At 37.6% G+C, this 15,613-nt stretch carries 16 protein-coding genes; 9 read left to right on the top strand and 7 right to left on the bottom strand.

What is annotated here, in order from left to right:
• Positions 1-46 precede the first annotated feature (46 nt).
• Entirely contained in the window at positions 47-730 is a 684-nt protein-coding gene (locus NAT51_RS10825; protein ID WP_250598924.1) for a ComF family protein, read from the bottom strand.
• Positions 731-802: 72 nt separating this feature from the next.
• Here NAT51_RS10825 and NAT51_RS10830 point away from each other — a divergent pair, with 72 nt between their 5' ends.
• Complete coding sequence (locus tag NAT51_RS10830; protein WP_250598925.1) at positions 803-1,651, top strand: hypothetical protein; 849 nt, start codon at positions 803-805, stop codon at positions 1,649-1,651.
• Positions 1,652-1,750: 99 nt separating this feature from the next.
• Positions 1,751-3,292, top strand: a complete 1,542-nt coding sequence (locus NAT51_RS10835) for a glycine--tRNA ligase (protein WP_250598926.1) — start codon at positions 1,751-1,753, stop codon at positions 3,290-3,292.
• 95 nt (positions 3,293-3,387) lie between these two features.
• Here NAT51_RS10835 and NAT51_RS10840 read toward each other — a convergent pair whose 3' ends face one another.
• Positions 3,388-3,978, bottom strand: a complete 591-nt coding sequence (locus NAT51_RS10840) for a riboflavin synthase (RefSeq protein ID WP_250598927.1) — start codon at positions 3,976-3,978, stop codon at positions 3,388-3,390.
• A gap of 57 nt (positions 3,979-4,035) precedes the next feature.
• Here NAT51_RS10840 and pdxA point away from each other — a divergent pair, with 57 nt between their 5' ends.
• From pdxA to NAT51_RS10875, 7 genes are all read left to right on the top strand, one after another.
• Complete coding sequence (gene pdxA / locus NAT51_RS10845; protein WP_250598928.1) at positions 4,036-5,085, top strand: 4-hydroxythreonine-4-phosphate dehydrogenase PdxA; 1,050 nt, start codon at positions 4,036-4,038, stop codon at positions 5,083-5,085.
• 174 nt (positions 5,086-5,259) lie between these two features.
• On the top strand, positions 5,260-5,796 hold the full coding sequence (locus tag NAT51_RS10850; RefSeq protein ID WP_250598929.1) for a YceD family protein: 537 nt from the start codon (positions 5,260-5,262) through the stop codon (positions 5,794-5,796).
• A gap of 9 nt (positions 5,797-5,805) precedes the next feature.
• Entirely contained in the window at positions 5,806-6,000 is a 195-nt protein-coding gene (rpmF, locus tag NAT51_RS10855) for a 50S ribosomal protein L32 (RefSeq protein WP_129434012.1), read from the top strand.
• A gap of 168 nt (positions 6,001-6,168) precedes the next feature.
• Positions 6,169-7,167, top strand: a complete 999-nt coding sequence (locus NAT51_RS10860; RefSeq protein WP_250598930.1) for a beta-ketoacyl-ACP synthase III — start codon at positions 6,169-6,171, stop codon at positions 7,165-7,167.
• Positions 7,168-7,187: 20 nt separating this feature from the next.
• The gene (accB, locus tag NAT51_RS10865; RefSeq protein ID WP_250598931.1) at positions 7,188-7,676 is read left to right on the top strand and encodes an acetyl-CoA carboxylase biotin carboxyl carrier protein; all 489 of its coding nucleotides are present in this window, start codon (positions 7,188-7,190) and stop codon (positions 7,674-7,676) included.
• 135 nt (positions 7,677-7,811) lie between these two features.
• Positions 7,812-9,161 (top strand): acetyl-CoA carboxylase biotin carboxylase subunit, encoded by a 1,350-nt coding sequence (gene accC, locus NAT51_RS10870; protein WP_250598932.1) that lies wholly within the window; start codon positions 7,812-7,814, stop codon positions 9,159-9,161.
• Positions 9,162-9,332: 171 nt separating this feature from the next.
• On the top strand, positions 9,333-10,034 hold the full coding sequence (locus tag NAT51_RS10875; RefSeq protein ID WP_250598933.1) for a hypothetical protein: 702 nt from the start codon (positions 9,333-9,335) through the stop codon (positions 10,032-10,034).
• 80 nt (positions 10,035-10,114) lie between these two features.
• On the opposite strand, the gene NAT51_RS10880 is transcribed toward NAT51_RS10875, so the two are convergent.
• The 5 genes from NAT51_RS10880 to NAT51_RS10900 form a co-directional block, all read right to left on the bottom strand.
• Positions 10,115-10,735 (bottom strand): NADAR family protein, encoded by a 621-nt coding sequence (locus NAT51_RS10880; RefSeq protein ID WP_250598934.1) that lies wholly within the window; start codon positions 10,733-10,735, stop codon positions 10,115-10,117.
• A 32-nt stretch (positions 10,736-10,767) separates the two neighbouring features.
• A complete protein-coding gene (locus NAT51_RS10885) occupies positions 10,768-11,826 on the bottom strand; it encodes a phosphoribosyltransferase-like protein (protein ID WP_250598935.1) in 1,059 nt (352 codons plus the stop codon).
• A 663-nt stretch (positions 11,827-12,489) separates the two neighbouring features.
• Positions 12,490-13,257, bottom strand: coding sequence for an SDR family NAD(P)-dependent oxidoreductase (locus tag NAT51_RS10890; RefSeq protein WP_250598936.1), 768 nt, complete (start codon positions 13,255-13,257; stop codon positions 12,490-12,492).
• A 92-nt stretch (positions 13,258-13,349) separates the two neighbouring features.
• The gene (locus NAT51_RS10895) at positions 13,350-14,279 is read right to left on the bottom strand and encodes a helix-turn-helix domain-containing protein (protein ID WP_317245531.1); all 930 of its coding nucleotides are present in this window, start codon (positions 14,277-14,279) and stop codon (positions 13,350-13,352) included.
• 113 nt (positions 14,280-14,392) lie between these two features.
• Positions 14,393-15,583, bottom strand: a complete 1,191-nt coding sequence (locus NAT51_RS10900) for a C1 family peptidase (protein WP_250598938.1) — start codon at positions 15,581-15,583, stop codon at positions 14,393-14,395.
• Between the last annotated feature and the right edge of the window lie 30 nt (positions 15,584-15,613).

The raw sequence follows: 15,613 nt of genomic DNA on the forward strand, positions 1-15,613 counted from the left end.
ACCACTTTATTTAGTGTTAACGAAATATTTTTGGATAGTTTAACGGCTATGATTCCGAAAATGCAATGGTAACAATACTTATTTTGGCACCCGGAATCTGTAAAATCGCACGGCCACAGTTTTCTAAAGTAGCTCCGGTGGTTAAAACGTCATCTATGAGTAAAAAGTGTTTGTTGTGATGGTTTTGATTAAAACGAGCCTCAAAAGTGTTTTCGGGGAGAATGCTTCTGTTGATTAGATTTTTTTTTGATTGGGTAGCTGTATTTTGGTTTCTGAACAGTAAATTGTCATCAACGGCTATGCTTAGATTTAGACTTAGAGCCTTGCAGAATGTAGTTATCTGGTTGTATCCTCTTTCTTTCAATCTTTTTTTATGCAATGGAACAGGGATTATGTAATCAACAGTGTTTAAAGTTGGGTTCTGTTTTAAGTCCTCAGCATACCACTCTCCCAAAACAGTGCCTATTTTTTGTTGGCGGTTGTATTTTAAATTGTGAATTAATTGTTGTGTTATCCCTTTTTTGTGATAATACAACATTGATGATGTGAATTCTGTAGGAATTTTTCCATAGAATTTCTTAAAAGCTTCGTTTTCTTTTAAAATATGGTGATTTGTAAGGGGAATCTCATGTCTGCAAGTTGTACATATCTGATTTTCAGATTCGAGTAATATGTAGGAACAACCTGAACAAACATTGGGGTAAAATAAGTTTAACAAATATTTAAGCATTTCATCGATTTTTTTTTTCTTTTATGACCCAATCAGATAAATTTAGAAAAAATAATTAATAGTGCCCTGAGTATGACAGTGAAAATTCCTACGACTATATTAAAATTATCTTCCGTTGCCTTGTTGTCGGCCACTTTGGTCTTCGCCATAAAATACTATGATGCCAGAAAGCAAAATGTCAGACTTAAGGAAAACATGAGGCTTGACAAGGAAACCTACACAAATGAACTGAAAGAAATCCTGAACAGATACGATGCTGAAGTGTTAAGGAACCAGCAATTACTCGATGAGAAAGGGATTATCGAAAAGGAAGAGGTAGTAGCTTCAGGAAATGATGTTTATCACCTGGAGAAAAAAATAATCCCAATCGGAAAGCAAGTTGAGAAAACTAAGAAGGATACATTTGAAAGTTTATTCCATAAGAAGATGGAAGAAAATGAAGATTTGTCTTACCAGTTGAATCAAATGGCTGAGAAAAACAAAGAGCTTCAAAAGAAGAACAACGATAACGAAGCTGTTATTGCTGTTTCTAAAAATCTTACAGCAACGAATGTCGTGGCTAATGGTATCAAAATTGTTTCAAACAATATCATCGAAACAAAACGCTTCAATGCTACAGAACAAATCAAAGTGTGTTTTACCTTATTGGAAAATAAAGCAGCGGTTAAAGGATATAAAGATGTTTATATCCAAATCGTTAACCCGGATGGAAAAGTGGTTTCCAAAAACGGAGAGTTCGTCGAATCAGGTGACCGTTTGTTGAGCTTCAGTGCCAAAACAAATGTGTATTATGATAATGAAGAATTGGATGTGTGCGTTTTTGTAGATCCAAACAAAAAAGATATGTCTAAAGGAGATTATGAAATCAATATTTTTTCAGGAATTAACTTAATCGGAAGTACTGTATTTTCACTAAAATAACACTATCGGTTCATTCTCAAATAAAAAACGAATTTTCATCTCATATAAATTGTAATATAAAACGGATTTTTAAGTCCGTTTTTTTATTTTTGCACCACTATGGCAAAACAAGAGGATTTATTTAAAAATGTAGTTTCGCATGCAAAAGAATATGGATACATTTTCCAGTCGAGCGAAATTTATGATGGTTTAAGCGCTGTATACGATTACGCGCAAAACGGAGTAGAATTAAAAAAGAACATTAGAGACTATTGGTGGAAATCAATGGTACAGATGCATGAAAACATTGTTGGTATTGATGCGGCAATCTTTATGCATCCTACCACATGGAAAGCGTCCGGGCACGTTGATGCTTTCAATGATCCGTTGATTGATAACAAAGACTCTAAGAAAAGATACCGTGCCGATGTTTTAATTGAGGATTATGCCGAAAAATTAAACCAGAAAGCACAAAAAGAAATCGAAAAGGCAAGAGGCCGCTTTGGTGAAGCTTTCGATGAAGAACAATTTGTTACAACAAACGAAAGGGTTAAAGGTTATCTGGACCAAAAGAATGCAATTCTTCAAAGAATGGCTCGCGGTCTGGAATCTGGTGATCTTGCCGATGTGAAAGCTTTGATCGAAGAATTGGAAATTGCGTGTCCTGATTCAGGTTCTAAAAACTGGACCGAAGTACGTCAGTTCAACTTAATGTTTGGAACGAAGTTAGGTGCTTCTGCAGATACTGCTATGGATTTATACCTGCGTCCGGAAACGGCTCAGGGTATTTTCGTAAACTTCTTAAACGTGCAGAAAACCGGCCGTATGAAAATTCCTTTCGGAATTGCGCAAACCGGAAAAGCATTCCGTAACGAAATTGTAGCGCGTCAGTTTATTTTCCGTATGCGTGAATTCGAACAAATGGAAATGCAGTTCTTTGTGAAGCCGGGTGAAGAAATGAAATATTATGAGTACTGGAAAGAAACCCGTCTAAAATGGCATTTGTCATTAGGGTTAGGGAAAGAAAACTACCGTTTCCATGATCATGAAAAATTAGCGCATTATGCAAATGCAGCTGCCGATATCGAATTTAACTTCCCGTTCGGATTCAAAGAATTGGAAGGAATTCACTCGCGTACCGATTTCGACTTGAAAGCACACGAAGAGTTTTCAGGTAAGAAAATGCAGTACTTCGATACGGAAGAAAATAAAAATTATACGCCATATGTGGTGGAAACATCTGTTGGTTTAGACCGTATGTTTCTGGCGGTTTTCTCTAATTCATTAAAAGAAGAAACGTTGGAAGACGGTTCGACAAGAACGGTTTTACAATTGCCTTCTGTATTGGCGCCAACAAAAGCGGCTGTTTTGCCATTAATTAAGAGAGACGGTTTGCCTGAATTGGCTAAAGAAATCATTGAAGACCTGAAATGGGATTTCAATGTGGCATACGATGAGAAAGATGCTGTAGGCCGTCGTTACCGTCGTCAGGATGCGTTGGGAACTCCTTTCTGTATCACGGTCGATCACCAAACTTTGGAAGATAAAACGGTTACCATCCGTCACCGTGATTCCATGCAACAGGATCGTGTGGCTATCGCAGATTTGAGAAAAATCATCAGCGAAGATGTTTCGATGCGTAACTGGTTGATGAAGATGTAATTTTATTAAATGTCTCAATAAAAAAAAATCCCAAACTTGAAATGTTTGGGATTTTTTATTTTATTCGATTAAAACTACAGCGTTGGTAGTTTGTGTTAAGCCTGTAATTCATGCAAACGTTTCACATACTTCCCAATCACGTCAAATTCTAAATTTACTTTTGTGCCAATTTTAAAGCTATTGAAATTGGTATGCTCATACGTATAAGGAATAATCGCAACACTGAATTCGTTCAGCTTCGAATTCACAACGGTCAAACTGGTTCCGTTAACAGTGATGGAGCCTTTTTCAATCGTGATGTTGTTGAGTGATCTGTCATATTCGAACGTAAAGTACCAACTCCCGTTTGCTTCTTCAATGTTTTTGCAAACGGCAATCTGGTCCACATGTCCCTGAACGATATGGCCGTCTAAACGGTCGCCCAGTTTCATGGCGCGTTCTAAATTTACGATGTCGCCTTCTGACCAGTCACCAATGTTGGTCTTGTCCAGTGTTTCTTTGATGGCGGTTACTGTGTACCTGTCGTTTTCAATACTTACAACCGTTAAACAAACGCCATTGTGTGCCACACTCTGGTCTATTTTCAGTTCTCCGGTGATGGAAGATTGTATGGTAATGTGAACATTTTCGCCTTCTTTTCTTAGCGATTGGATTGTTCCGAGAGTTTCTATGATGCCTGTAAACATTAACTGATTAATTTTAGTAAATTTGCATTCAAAATTAGCAATAAATACATTGAACTGATGACAAAAAGACCAGAAAATATAATAATAGGTATCTCTATTGGTGATTTGAACGGAGTAGGGAGCGAAGTAATCCTGAAGTCGTTTGAAGATACACGTATGCTGGAACTGTGTACGCCGGTGATTTTTGCTAATGTCAAGATTCTTTCTTTTTTAAAGAAGAGCTTGAATTTAAATATCAACCTTCACGGTATCGATAAGATTGAGCAGGCGCTGACCGGTAAGATCAATGTGCTTAATGTCTGGAAGGAAGGTGTGAATATTGAATACGGGAAAGTAGATGAGAATGTCGGGAAGTATGCTGTAAAATCTTTTGTGGAAGCGACCAAAGCTTTAAAAGAAGGAACGATCGACGCGTTGGTTACGGCTCCTATTAATAAATCAAACATTCAGTCTGAAGAATTTTTATTCCCGGGTCATACCGATTATTTGGACCAGGAGTTGGAAGGTGATGCCTTGATGTTCATGATACAGGACAATCTGCGTGTTGGTTTATTGACGGATCATGTGCCGCTTAACGATGTGGCTAAACATTTGACGGAAGAACTGATCCGTAAAAAAATAAAAACGATTAATCAATCACTTATTCAGGATTTCGGAATTACACGTCCTAGAATCGCTGTTTTAGGTTTGAATCCGCATTCAGGTGATAATGGTGTAATTGGTGATGAGGAAGAAAAAGTACTGAAACCGGCTTTGAAAAAGATTTTTGAAGAAGGTATTTTGGTTTTCGGGCCATATTCGGCCGACGGTTTCTTCGGGAGCAACCAGTATGAAAAGTACGATGCAGTAATTGCGACCTATCACGACCAGGGGTTAATTCCGTTTAAAACCTTATCTTTCGGTAAAGGTGTAAACTATACGGCCGGGTTAAATAAGGTGAGAACTTCGCCTGATCATGGAACCGGTTTTGATATCGCCGGAAAGGGAATTGCTGATCATCATTCGTTTTTGGAGGCAATTTATGCGGCCATCGATATTTTTAAGTCCAGAAATGAGCACCGTGAAATCGTTGAAAACCCTTTAAAGGTGAAAGAAAAGCAGTTATAAACAAAAAAATGTTTATAACCCTTTTGAATTTATAAATTATTTATATCTTTGCACACCTTAATTGAGGGACAAATTGTTGTTAGGATGAAACGCTATAAAGGAATATTTCTTTATTTAAAGGGTTAAATCACAAAGCGTTCCATCTGATACCTATAAATAATGTAGATTTATCAGATGAAAGTTACAAATGAATTTTTAATTCCATATGTGGGATTAAAGCTGGGAAAACATCAGTTTGAATATCAAATTAATAAGGCGTTCTTTGATCACTTTGAGTACGATGAATTTGATTCGGCTGACATAAAAGTGAATCTGGTTTTGGAAAAGCAAAGCAGTATGCTGGAATTAAACTTCAAGCATAGCGGAACCATAAACGTTCCCTGCGACCTGACAAACGAACCTTTTGATCTTCCCATCAAAGGAAAATTGAAATTGGTTGTCAGATTTGGAGAAACCTATAATGATGATAATGAAGAATTGCTGATTCTTCCATTTGGTGAACACCAAATAGATGTGACGCAATACATATATGAAATGATTGTATTGTCAATTCCTTTAAAAAGAATCCATCCCGGTGTAAAGGACGGAACTTTGAAAAGCGATGCGATGGACAAACTGAATAATATCGAAGTCAAAGACGAAGAAGAAGTAAAAGAAGAAGAAATTGACCCGCGTTGGGCAGCATTAAAGAAACTATTAACGGATAAATAATTTTGTAAAATGGCACATCCTAAGAGAAAAACCTCGAAAACAAGAAGAGACAAAAGAAGAACTCACTATAAAGCAACTGTTGCTCAAATCGCAACTTGCCCGATAACTGGAGAAGCACATTTATACCACAGAGCTTACTGGCATGAAGGTAAAATGTACTACAGAGGTCAAGTAGTTATTGATAAATCAGTAGCTGTTGCTTAATACGCTTTAGTAAAAAGAAAATCGAACTCTCACTCGAAATGTGGGAGTTTTTTTGTTGAATATAACCGAAATTATTTTTCAAAGCACTTAGTGTCTTTGTTTTAAAGTTTTTTCGTAACTTCAACCTCTTTTTGAAACACTTGTTTTAAGTTGAATTATTTGAACAACATGAATACAATTACTGCCGCAATAACCGCCGTTGGCGCCTATGTTCCAGACTACGTTCTGTCTAATGAAGTTCTCGAAACTATGATAGATACGACAGATGAGTGGATTACTACAAGAACTGGAATCAAAGAAAGAAGAATTCTTAAAGAAAAAGGAAAAGGGTCTTCTTACTTAGCTATAAAAGCAGCTCAGAACTTAATTGATAAAACCGGATTGGATCCAAAAACCATCGACTTGGTCATCCTGGCTTCTGCTACTCCGGATATGCCCGTGGCATCAACCGGTGTATATGTAGCTTCACAAATCGGGGCAACAAATGCATACGCCTATGATTTGCAGGCTGCCTGTTCGAGCTTCCTTTACGGAATGTCTAATGCAGCAGCATACATTCAATCAGGTAGATATAAAAAAGTATTGTTAATTGGTGCCGATAAGATGTCATCAATTATTGATTATACAGACAGAGCAACCTGCATTATCTTTGGAGATGGTGCAGGTGCTGTTCTTTTTGAACCTAACCATGAAGGTCTTGGTCTTCAGGATGAAATTTTAAAAAGTGACGGAATCGGACGTGATTACCTGAAAATTGATGCGGGAGGATCTATCCTGCCGGCTTCTAAAGAAACAGTTGAAAACGGTTTGCATACTGTATTCCAGGATGGTAAAACAGTTTTCAAATATGCAGTTTCAGGAATGGCTGACGTCAGCGAACAAATCATGGAGCGTAACGGTTTAACAGGTGATTCTGTAAACTGGCTGGTAGCACACCAGGCGAACAAGCGTATCATCGATGCAACGGCTCAACGTATGAACCTGGACGAAGAAAAAGTCCTGATCAACATCCACCGTTACGGTAATACAACTTCGGGGACTTTACCGTTGTTGCTGAGCGATTTCGAAAAACAATTGAAAAAAGGGGATAACCTTATATTTGCATCATTCGGAGGTGGATTCACTTGGGGATCTATCTACTTAAAATGGGCGTACGATACTAAATAATAAACCAAAAATCGAATATCATGGATATTAGAGAAATTCAGAACTTAATTAAATTTGTAGCAAAATCAGGTGCTACTGAAGTAAAACTAGAGATGGATGATTTCAAAATCACCATTAAAACTACTGATGCCGGTGCTGCCGAGCATACTTACATTCAACAAGTGCCTATGCAAGCTGCAATGCCTCAAGTACAGGCTGCTGCTCCGGTAGCTCCGGTAGCTGCAACTCCAGTGGCAACGCCTGCGGCAGAAGCTGAAGAAAATTCAAAATTCATTACGGTTAAATCTCCTATGATTGGTACTTTCTACCGTAAACCATCTCCAGACAAACCGGTTTTTGTTGAAGTAGGTTCTTCAATCGGTAAAGGTGATACGCTTTGTGTAATCGAAGCAATGAAATTATTCAACGAAATCGAAAGTGAAGTTTCTGGTAAAATCGTTAAGATCTTAGTAGATGACGCTTCTCCGGTAGAATTCGACCAACCGTTATTCTTAGTAGATCCATCTTAATTTTAGATTTTTAGATTTTTAGATTTTTAGACCTGAAGTGTTTATGAATCTGATAATCCAACAATCCAATTGTCACTCGAGGCGTAGCCGAATTGTATGGAGCGCAGCGGAATAAAATAATCTAATTGAAAAAAGATGTTTAAAAAAATATTAATCGCAAATAGAGGGGAAATTGCACTTCGTGTAATCAGAACCTGTAGAGAAATGGGAATCAAAACCGTAGCGGTTTATTCCACTGTTGATGCCGATAGTTTGCACGTGAAATTTGCTGATGAAGCAGTTTGTATCGGACCGGCACCAAGTAACCAGTCTTACCTGAAAATGGCTAACATTATTGCGGCTGCCGAAATTACTAACGCTGACGCAATCCACCCGGGATACGGTTTCCTTTCTGAAAATGCCAAGTTTTCTAAAATCTGTCAGGAACACGGAATCAAATTCATCGGGGCTTCTCCTGAAATGATCGACAAAATGGGAGACAAAGCAACGGCTAAAGCTACTATGAAAGCTGCCGGTGTTCCTTGTGTACCGGGATCAGAAGGTATCCTTGATTCATACGAAGACGCTGTAAAAGTGGCTGCAGAAATCGGTTATCCGGTGATGATGAAAGCTACTGCAGGTGGTGGTGGTAAAGGTATGCGTGCGATCTGGAAAGAAGAAGAGCTTGAAAAAGCTTGGGAAAGTGCGCGTATGGAAGCAGCAGCTGCTTTCGGAAACGACGGAATGTACATGGAAAAATTAATCGAAGAACCACGCCATATCGAAATTCAGGTGGTTGGGGATTCTTTCGGTAAAGCATGTCACCTTTCTGAAAGAGACTGTTCGGTTCAAAGAAGACACCAAAAATTAACAGAAGAAACGCCTTCTCCGTTCATGACGGATGAATTGCGCCATAAAATGGGTGAAGCAGCTGTAAAAGCAGCTGAATATATCCAGTATGAAGGAGCAGGTACTGTTGAGTTCTTAGTAGACAAACACAGAAACTTCTACTTCATGGAAATGAATACACGTATCCAGGTAGAGCACCCAATCACTGAGCAGGTTATCGATTATGACTTGATTCGTGAGCAAATCTTAGTGGCTGCAGGTGTGCCAATCTCCGGTAAAAACTATTTGCCGCAGTTGCACTCTATCGAATGCCGTATCAACGCGGAAGATCCATACAACGATTTCCGTCCGTCTCCGGGTAAAATTACCGTTTTACACGCTCCTGGAGGACACGGTGTACGTTTGGATACACACGTATATGCAGGGTATACGATCCCTTCTAACTATGACTCAATGATTGCCAAGTTGATCACAACAGCGCAAACAAGAGAAGAAGCGATTTCAAAAATGAAACGTGCTTTGGATGAGTTCGTAATTGAAGGAATCAAAACCACAATCCCTTTCCACAGACAATTAATGGATGAGCCTGATTATGTTGCAGGTAACTACACCACTAAGTTTATGGAATCGTTCAAAATGAAAGAACCTAAAAATTAATACCCAAAGCCCCGAACCATTCGGGGCTTTTTTATTGCCTTCAAATAGCCCCGAACTATAAACTATTAATCACTCCTCACTGAGTACTAAGTGCTATGGACTAAATACTATGGACTAAACTGGCACTATAATTGTTTGATAACCGTCTTGTTAACCATTAAACCCATCAAGATGAATCAAACCACCGAAAGAGGATACGGAGCCCGCATCGGAAATGCCGCAAAACTGGTACAGGCACTCGAAAGCTTCAATAACTACCAACCCCAAAAACCGGAATTAAGCATAGCAGGAATCAGCGAACAAATAGCTGCAATAAGAAACCTCAATAACGAAGTGGCTTCAAAAAAACTGGCCTACTCCCTGGCTGTCGAAAACCGCCTCCAGATTTTTGATAAAAATCAGGATTCCATTAGAAATATACTGTCGCCCATTAATGCAAACGTGAAAGTCAGTTATGGTAAAAATTCCAAGCAAGCTAAAGATGTCGCTCATATTATCAAAAAAATGAGAGGAAAGAACATTGCAAAAGCCAATGCTAACGAGGGAAATTCTATTAGTCAATCTTACCAATCGTTTCATTCTAAAACTCAGTTCTTTGCTGATTTGGTGGCTACTATTTCTACTTTCGGAAGTGACTACTGTCCGGTAAACCCAAAACTAAATGAGGTATCCCTCAAAGATTTGTATGACAACGCTGTGGCTGCTAACAATCTTATTGTAGAATCAAATGCAAAGTTTGTTTTAATTAATGAGAAGCGGATTGATGCTTACTTTAATCTTTCGCAAAATGCAATAGGTGTCAAAGAAAGTATTAAGGCGCAATTTGGGCCACAGTCTGTTGAATACCGAATTGTCAAAGGCTTGTATATTTAAATTCTTTTACTTTTTATAAATGTGAATTTATATACACTTAAAATAATGAAGATTTTTTAAGGTGGTGATTAGTGTTTTTGTTAGACGAGACTGTCTTCTAAAAGACTTTCATTGTGGAAGTCAATTACCATATCGTCACATATAATATCAATGTGCTGATTGTAAAGTAGAAGAGCTGGAACGGAAGGGGGGTGTACACAATAAATACGATTGTTGTCTTCAACGTATTTTTCTCTTAACTCCATTAATAGTCTGCCTAAAGCGTTTACGCCTATTAATTCATCATTGTTTGAAGATTTAGCTCCCCAAATCTTATTGTCAGTTGCATATTCAACAATTGATTTGTTTTGAGTGTCTCTAAGTATTTTGCTGAATTTGTCCCAATTTTGAGCTAATTTAATTTCTAAAGCCCAGCGCATTACTTTAATTTGAATTTTTTCCCAATCAGGACGAGAATATTGTGCTTTGTATTTATTACTAATCATTTTTGCCTTCATGGCATTATCTTGACTAATAATTTCAAATTGGATTTCTGGGTTAGTTGGATAGCGCATTGCTTGATACAGATGCTCAGATGAAGGAACTATTATTTCGTTAATGAACAATGAAAACCCTGATGCCATGTTGGATAAACCTCCAAACGGTTCAGTTGTTTTTCTAAAAACAATTACCTCTTTAGATTTATACGTTCTGCTATTCATAGTTAAAAGTTAGGGTAAATATAGTAAATATTTTAGTTCCCTCTATTGTGTAACGGAAAAAGACCTTTCCAATTGTGTGTAACATTATCCCACCAAAATACAATTGGACATGTGTTGCTTACATTTCGCCAAGTAAAAAACAAGGTTCCAGTTCCAAAAGTTTTATAACCCGGATAAGTTTTTCCTAATGGTCTATGTTTACGTTTGCTTTCAGGATCTTGAATTTGATTAATAATTTCAATCCCCTTGTCAAGAAAAATATGTTCAAGGCGTAATCTGTTTGTCTTTGAAGAAAAAAAAGTTTCTTGATTTGGTTGTGATTGTTTTCGATAAGCCCTATCTGCTTGTTTTGTTGCTTGGTCGAGTCCAGTAAGATAAACATCATAATCGTTTTTTGATTTTACTGGATAAATTAAATTTAAACGTTGATTAAACTCTTTAATGTTGTTTTCAACTGTATAGTGAGTTTTAATTGGAAATGCTTTGTAATCCAAAAAAAAGTTTTCCTCTGTAAATCTGTTTTTTAAAATATATCTTGCATTAACTGCACCCCAAGTATGGATACAGAAAAAATAGGATAAAATTTTAATTTCTTTGTTCTTTAATGCGTTGAGTAAATTGTTTTCAGATATGTATTTATGAATTTCGAAATTAAATTTACCGCCACTACCAATTACATCATCCAAATAAATATAATTCCTTATGCCCAAAGTGCCGCAGATATCCAATGAAAAACCAGTATTTTGAATTAAGATTTCATTAAGTATTGATAGTAGTACCGTTTGGCTTTTTTCAGCTCCTTGAATTGAGATAAAATGAGTCTCTCTTAAAAAAGTTTCTATATTTTGATAGTCAAAGTAGGTTGTGGCCTTATTAATAAATTCAAGAAGTATTTCTTTTGCTTTTTGTTTTGAAATATACACACCTTGTTTTAATATGTGTAAAACTTCATTTAAAACAAATTCTCGATCATCAGCATCAAACTGATTTACCCATTCAATAACGTGTTGTGATGACATAACAAAGCCATTATCATAATCAGAATGATAATCATTTGTTATTAATACTATTTTTTCTGCGATTTCTTCCAATCTTAGATTCTTTTTTGGTGTGTTTAATTATGGTTTTGATATTGCATTTTTTGTGTAGAAGTAAATTTAATTTTTTTAAACCTAAAAAATCGTTTTTGAAAAAAAATAAATTTTTACAGCTATATCTATGGTTATTTAGTTTGGAATTTTGTAGTAGTTCAAATGTGCGAAATTTTTAAATGCCATTTGTTTGTTTTAACCAATACAAAGAGAATTAATGTTTACTCCAATCTTTCGCAAAATGCAATAGGTGTCATAGAAAGTATTAAGGCGCAATTTGGGTCACAGTCTGTTGAATACCGAATTGTCAAAGGCTTGTATATTTAAATTCTTTTACTTTTTATAAACGTGAATATCATTTGGTGTTGAGCCTTGTGTAAAGGGTGTTGAACTAAGTGTAAAGGGTGTTGAGTCTGTTGTGTTTAGTGTAAAGGCTTAAGTAGAAGGTGTTGTGTCTTGTGTTGAAGGTTTTTTTTCCTGTGTGTTTGGTGTTGGACTTAATGTGTAAGGTGTTGAGCTTTGTGTGTTTGGTGTGTAAGCTTGTGTAATGAGTGTTGATGTCTATGTGAAGAGTGTTGAGCCTTCTGCAAAGTTTGCTATGACTTAATATTTATTTCCAAAGCATAAAAAAGCCCCTGTTTTACCAAGGGCTCTCTATTTGGGTTAAACATGAATTCCTCCAGAAGCTTCTATTCTTTGTCCGTTGACCCATTTCGACTCGTCTGAACAAAGGAAAGCAACTACACTGCCGATATCATCAGGTTTTCCAACTCTCCCCAGCGGTGTCAGATTGCTGATCATCTGGTTTAAGTCTTTGTCGTCTCTTAGTCTTCCGCCTCCAAAATCGGTTTCAATCGCACCGGGAGCTACTGAATTGGAACGTATTTTTCTTGGCCCGAATTCCACTGCCTGGTAACGGGTCAATCCGTCTATGGCGGCTTTCATGATGGCATATGCGGCGTATCCGTTGTAGCTGAAACGGGAAAGCCCGGATGAGGTATTCACAATGCTTCCGCCATCGTTGATGTGTGGGACTAATTTCTGGGTTAAAAAGAAAGGTGCCTTCAAATGAATGTCACTCATGGCGTCAAATCCGGCTTCGGTGGTCTCGCTGATCGATGCATGATAGCCTGATCCGGCATTGTTGACCAAAGCGTCTATTTTTTCAGTGCCAAAGTCGCTTGTAAGCGTGTTTTGTAAGTGGGTTGTAAAAGAATCAAACGAAGAAATGTCCGATAAGTCTAATTGAAGAAGACTTGCTTTTCTTCCTAAGGCTTGTATCTCGGTTACGGTTTTCGCTGCGTCTTCTTTTTGGGATTGATACGTGATGATGACGTCAAATCCTTTTTGGGCAAGCTGCAATGCCGAATTTTTTCCCAATCCGCGGCTGCCTCCTGTAACTAATGCAATTTTGTTGATATTGTTTGTCATTTTGATAGGTATTAAATTACAGTACAAAGTTGCGCCGGTTTCAGTGATTTTCCGTTGCTCGAAACAATCTGTTTTTTGCGAAAATCAAATAATCAGTTCCGGAAGGCTAATGGGGAGAGTCCGGATTGTTTTTTGAAGAAGTTGGAAAAGTGTGCAACTTCCTCAAATCCTAAACAATTTGATATCTCGGAAATGTTCCAACTCGTACTCTTCAGCAATACCTTCGATTCCTGTAATATTCTCGAAGTGATGATTTCACTTGTGGTCTTTCCGGTTCTTTCTTTTAAGGTTTTGTTTAAATGGTTGACGTGTACGTTCAATGTTTCGGCATAATCCTTCGGATTGCGCAATAACAAGGCTTGTGTGCTCGACTCGATCGGGAATTGTCTTTCCAGTAGTTCCAAAAACAGGGAGGTGATCCGTGAAGATGCATTCATATTGTCTATCAGCGAATCCATCGGTTTTAATTTCTGCCCGTTGTGCAGTAATTCAATGACATAGTTGCGGAGTAAGTCGTACTTGAACTGGTAATCCGACTGTATTTCGTTGTGCATCTTGACAAAAATGGATTCTATTTCCTGGTATTGTCTGGCATCCAGCCGGAAGATGAAATCGGTATTGGGCTGATAGATTGGTAACTCGTCCAGCAATAAGCCTGTTTTCGATTTGGTCATGAAATCTTCGGTAAATACACAAAAATGTCCTTTCTGGTTGTTGTCATAAGGCGTGTATCTGTAGGGTATCTTCGGAGTGGCGAATAAAATGGCAAAGTCTTCTATTTCAATAGTCTTGTCGGCATATTCGACTTTGTTCTTTCCGTTGATCAGGCTTATTTTGTAATAGGTTCTTCGGTTGTAGGGCATCGCAGGCTTGGCTTTACACGCGCCAAACATCTCCCCGATGTCAAAAACATTGAAATGGCCTACATCTTTTTTGTCCATCTCCTCTACATACTTGATCACTTCGGGACAATACTCCCCGAACATCTCATCATAAAACTCTTTAATGGTTGTTGTAGTCATGAGTTGCAAAATTCAAACAGGTAAAGGTAGTGAAAATTTGCACTGATTGATGCCAATAAAAAAATCCCGTCTTGTTTAACGAGACGGGATTCCTGATTGATGATATGTTGTAATTACAGTTTCAATTTAGAAGCAATCGCTGCCGGAACTGCTTTCTTGTGTAACATGATTGAAGTGGCTTTGTATTTGGCAAATTCTTTGGTCATGTATAAGTATCCTTTGTAATCGTTAGTTACACCCCAAGAGTTTTTCACGATATAGTATTCTTTACCGTTTTGGTCTTTTGAAATACCTACGATGTGCATTCCGTGGTCATCAGTAGTCAAATAGTTGTCAAATGCTTTCTGACGGATTTCTTCGGTAACTACTAATTCTTTCTTAGGTCCGTTGAATAAATCTGCTTTTTCTTCAGCATTCATATCTTCCACTCTTTTTTCAGGAACAAAAGCAACACCGTTTTTCCAAGAGAAACTTTTCTCGCTAACATCACCTGCCCATGCAACAGTATAACCGTTTTTCAATGCGCTGTCGATGGTTTCGATCAGTTCGTTCATCTTTACGTTGTATACCTGATCAAATGACCAGTTGTCCGGAACCATTAAAACGAATTTAGAATAATAAGGGTATTGTTGTAAGGATGAAATTTCAACGTAATCGTCAGCGTTGATTCCTACTACTTCTTTGGCGAAAGTCTCAGCAGTATATTTTTTACCGTTGTAGTCAAATGATGCAGGAACCGCTCCTAAATAAGCATCAATGATACCGGCATAAGCTTTTTCCCAGTTGGGAGTCAACTCACCGTTAGGGTTGGTAACAACCGCTTTTAAGAAAGCTTCTGTTAAAGCACCCATCTCGGCAAATTTGTTTTTATCGGTACCGTAGTTCAAACCTGTATACACAGATTGCGGAACAGCACCATATTTTTTGTACATATTGATTACGTCGTGAAACGCTCCACCGTCACCTAAAGAAACCGAACCGTGCATACGAACGTAGTTCTTTCCTTTTTCAACATAAGCATTACGTGCCGAAAAGATTTGTGATAATTCAACCGGCTTTTTACCCATACGGATCATTTCTGATTCCAAAAATGAATTCGCTGAATAACTCCAGCAAGTTCCTGATGATCCCTGGTTTTTAATTGAAGTATTCTCGATGTTGATTACATCTGAAAACTTGAATGCTTCTTTGCTTTTTTCGCTTGTATTGGTCTTAAGTGAATTGACTAAGTTGTCTTGTGCAAAAGACGTTACACCCACAAATAGTGATGCTGCAACGATTAATGGTTTGGTAATTGTATACATGTATTTATAGTTTTTTGTGAATTTGTCGGT

Source organism: Flavobacterium amniphilum, assembly GCF_023634845.1.
Lineage (GTDB): Bacteria > Bacteroidota > Bacteroidia > Flavobacteriales > Flavobacteriaceae > Flavobacterium > Flavobacterium amniphilum.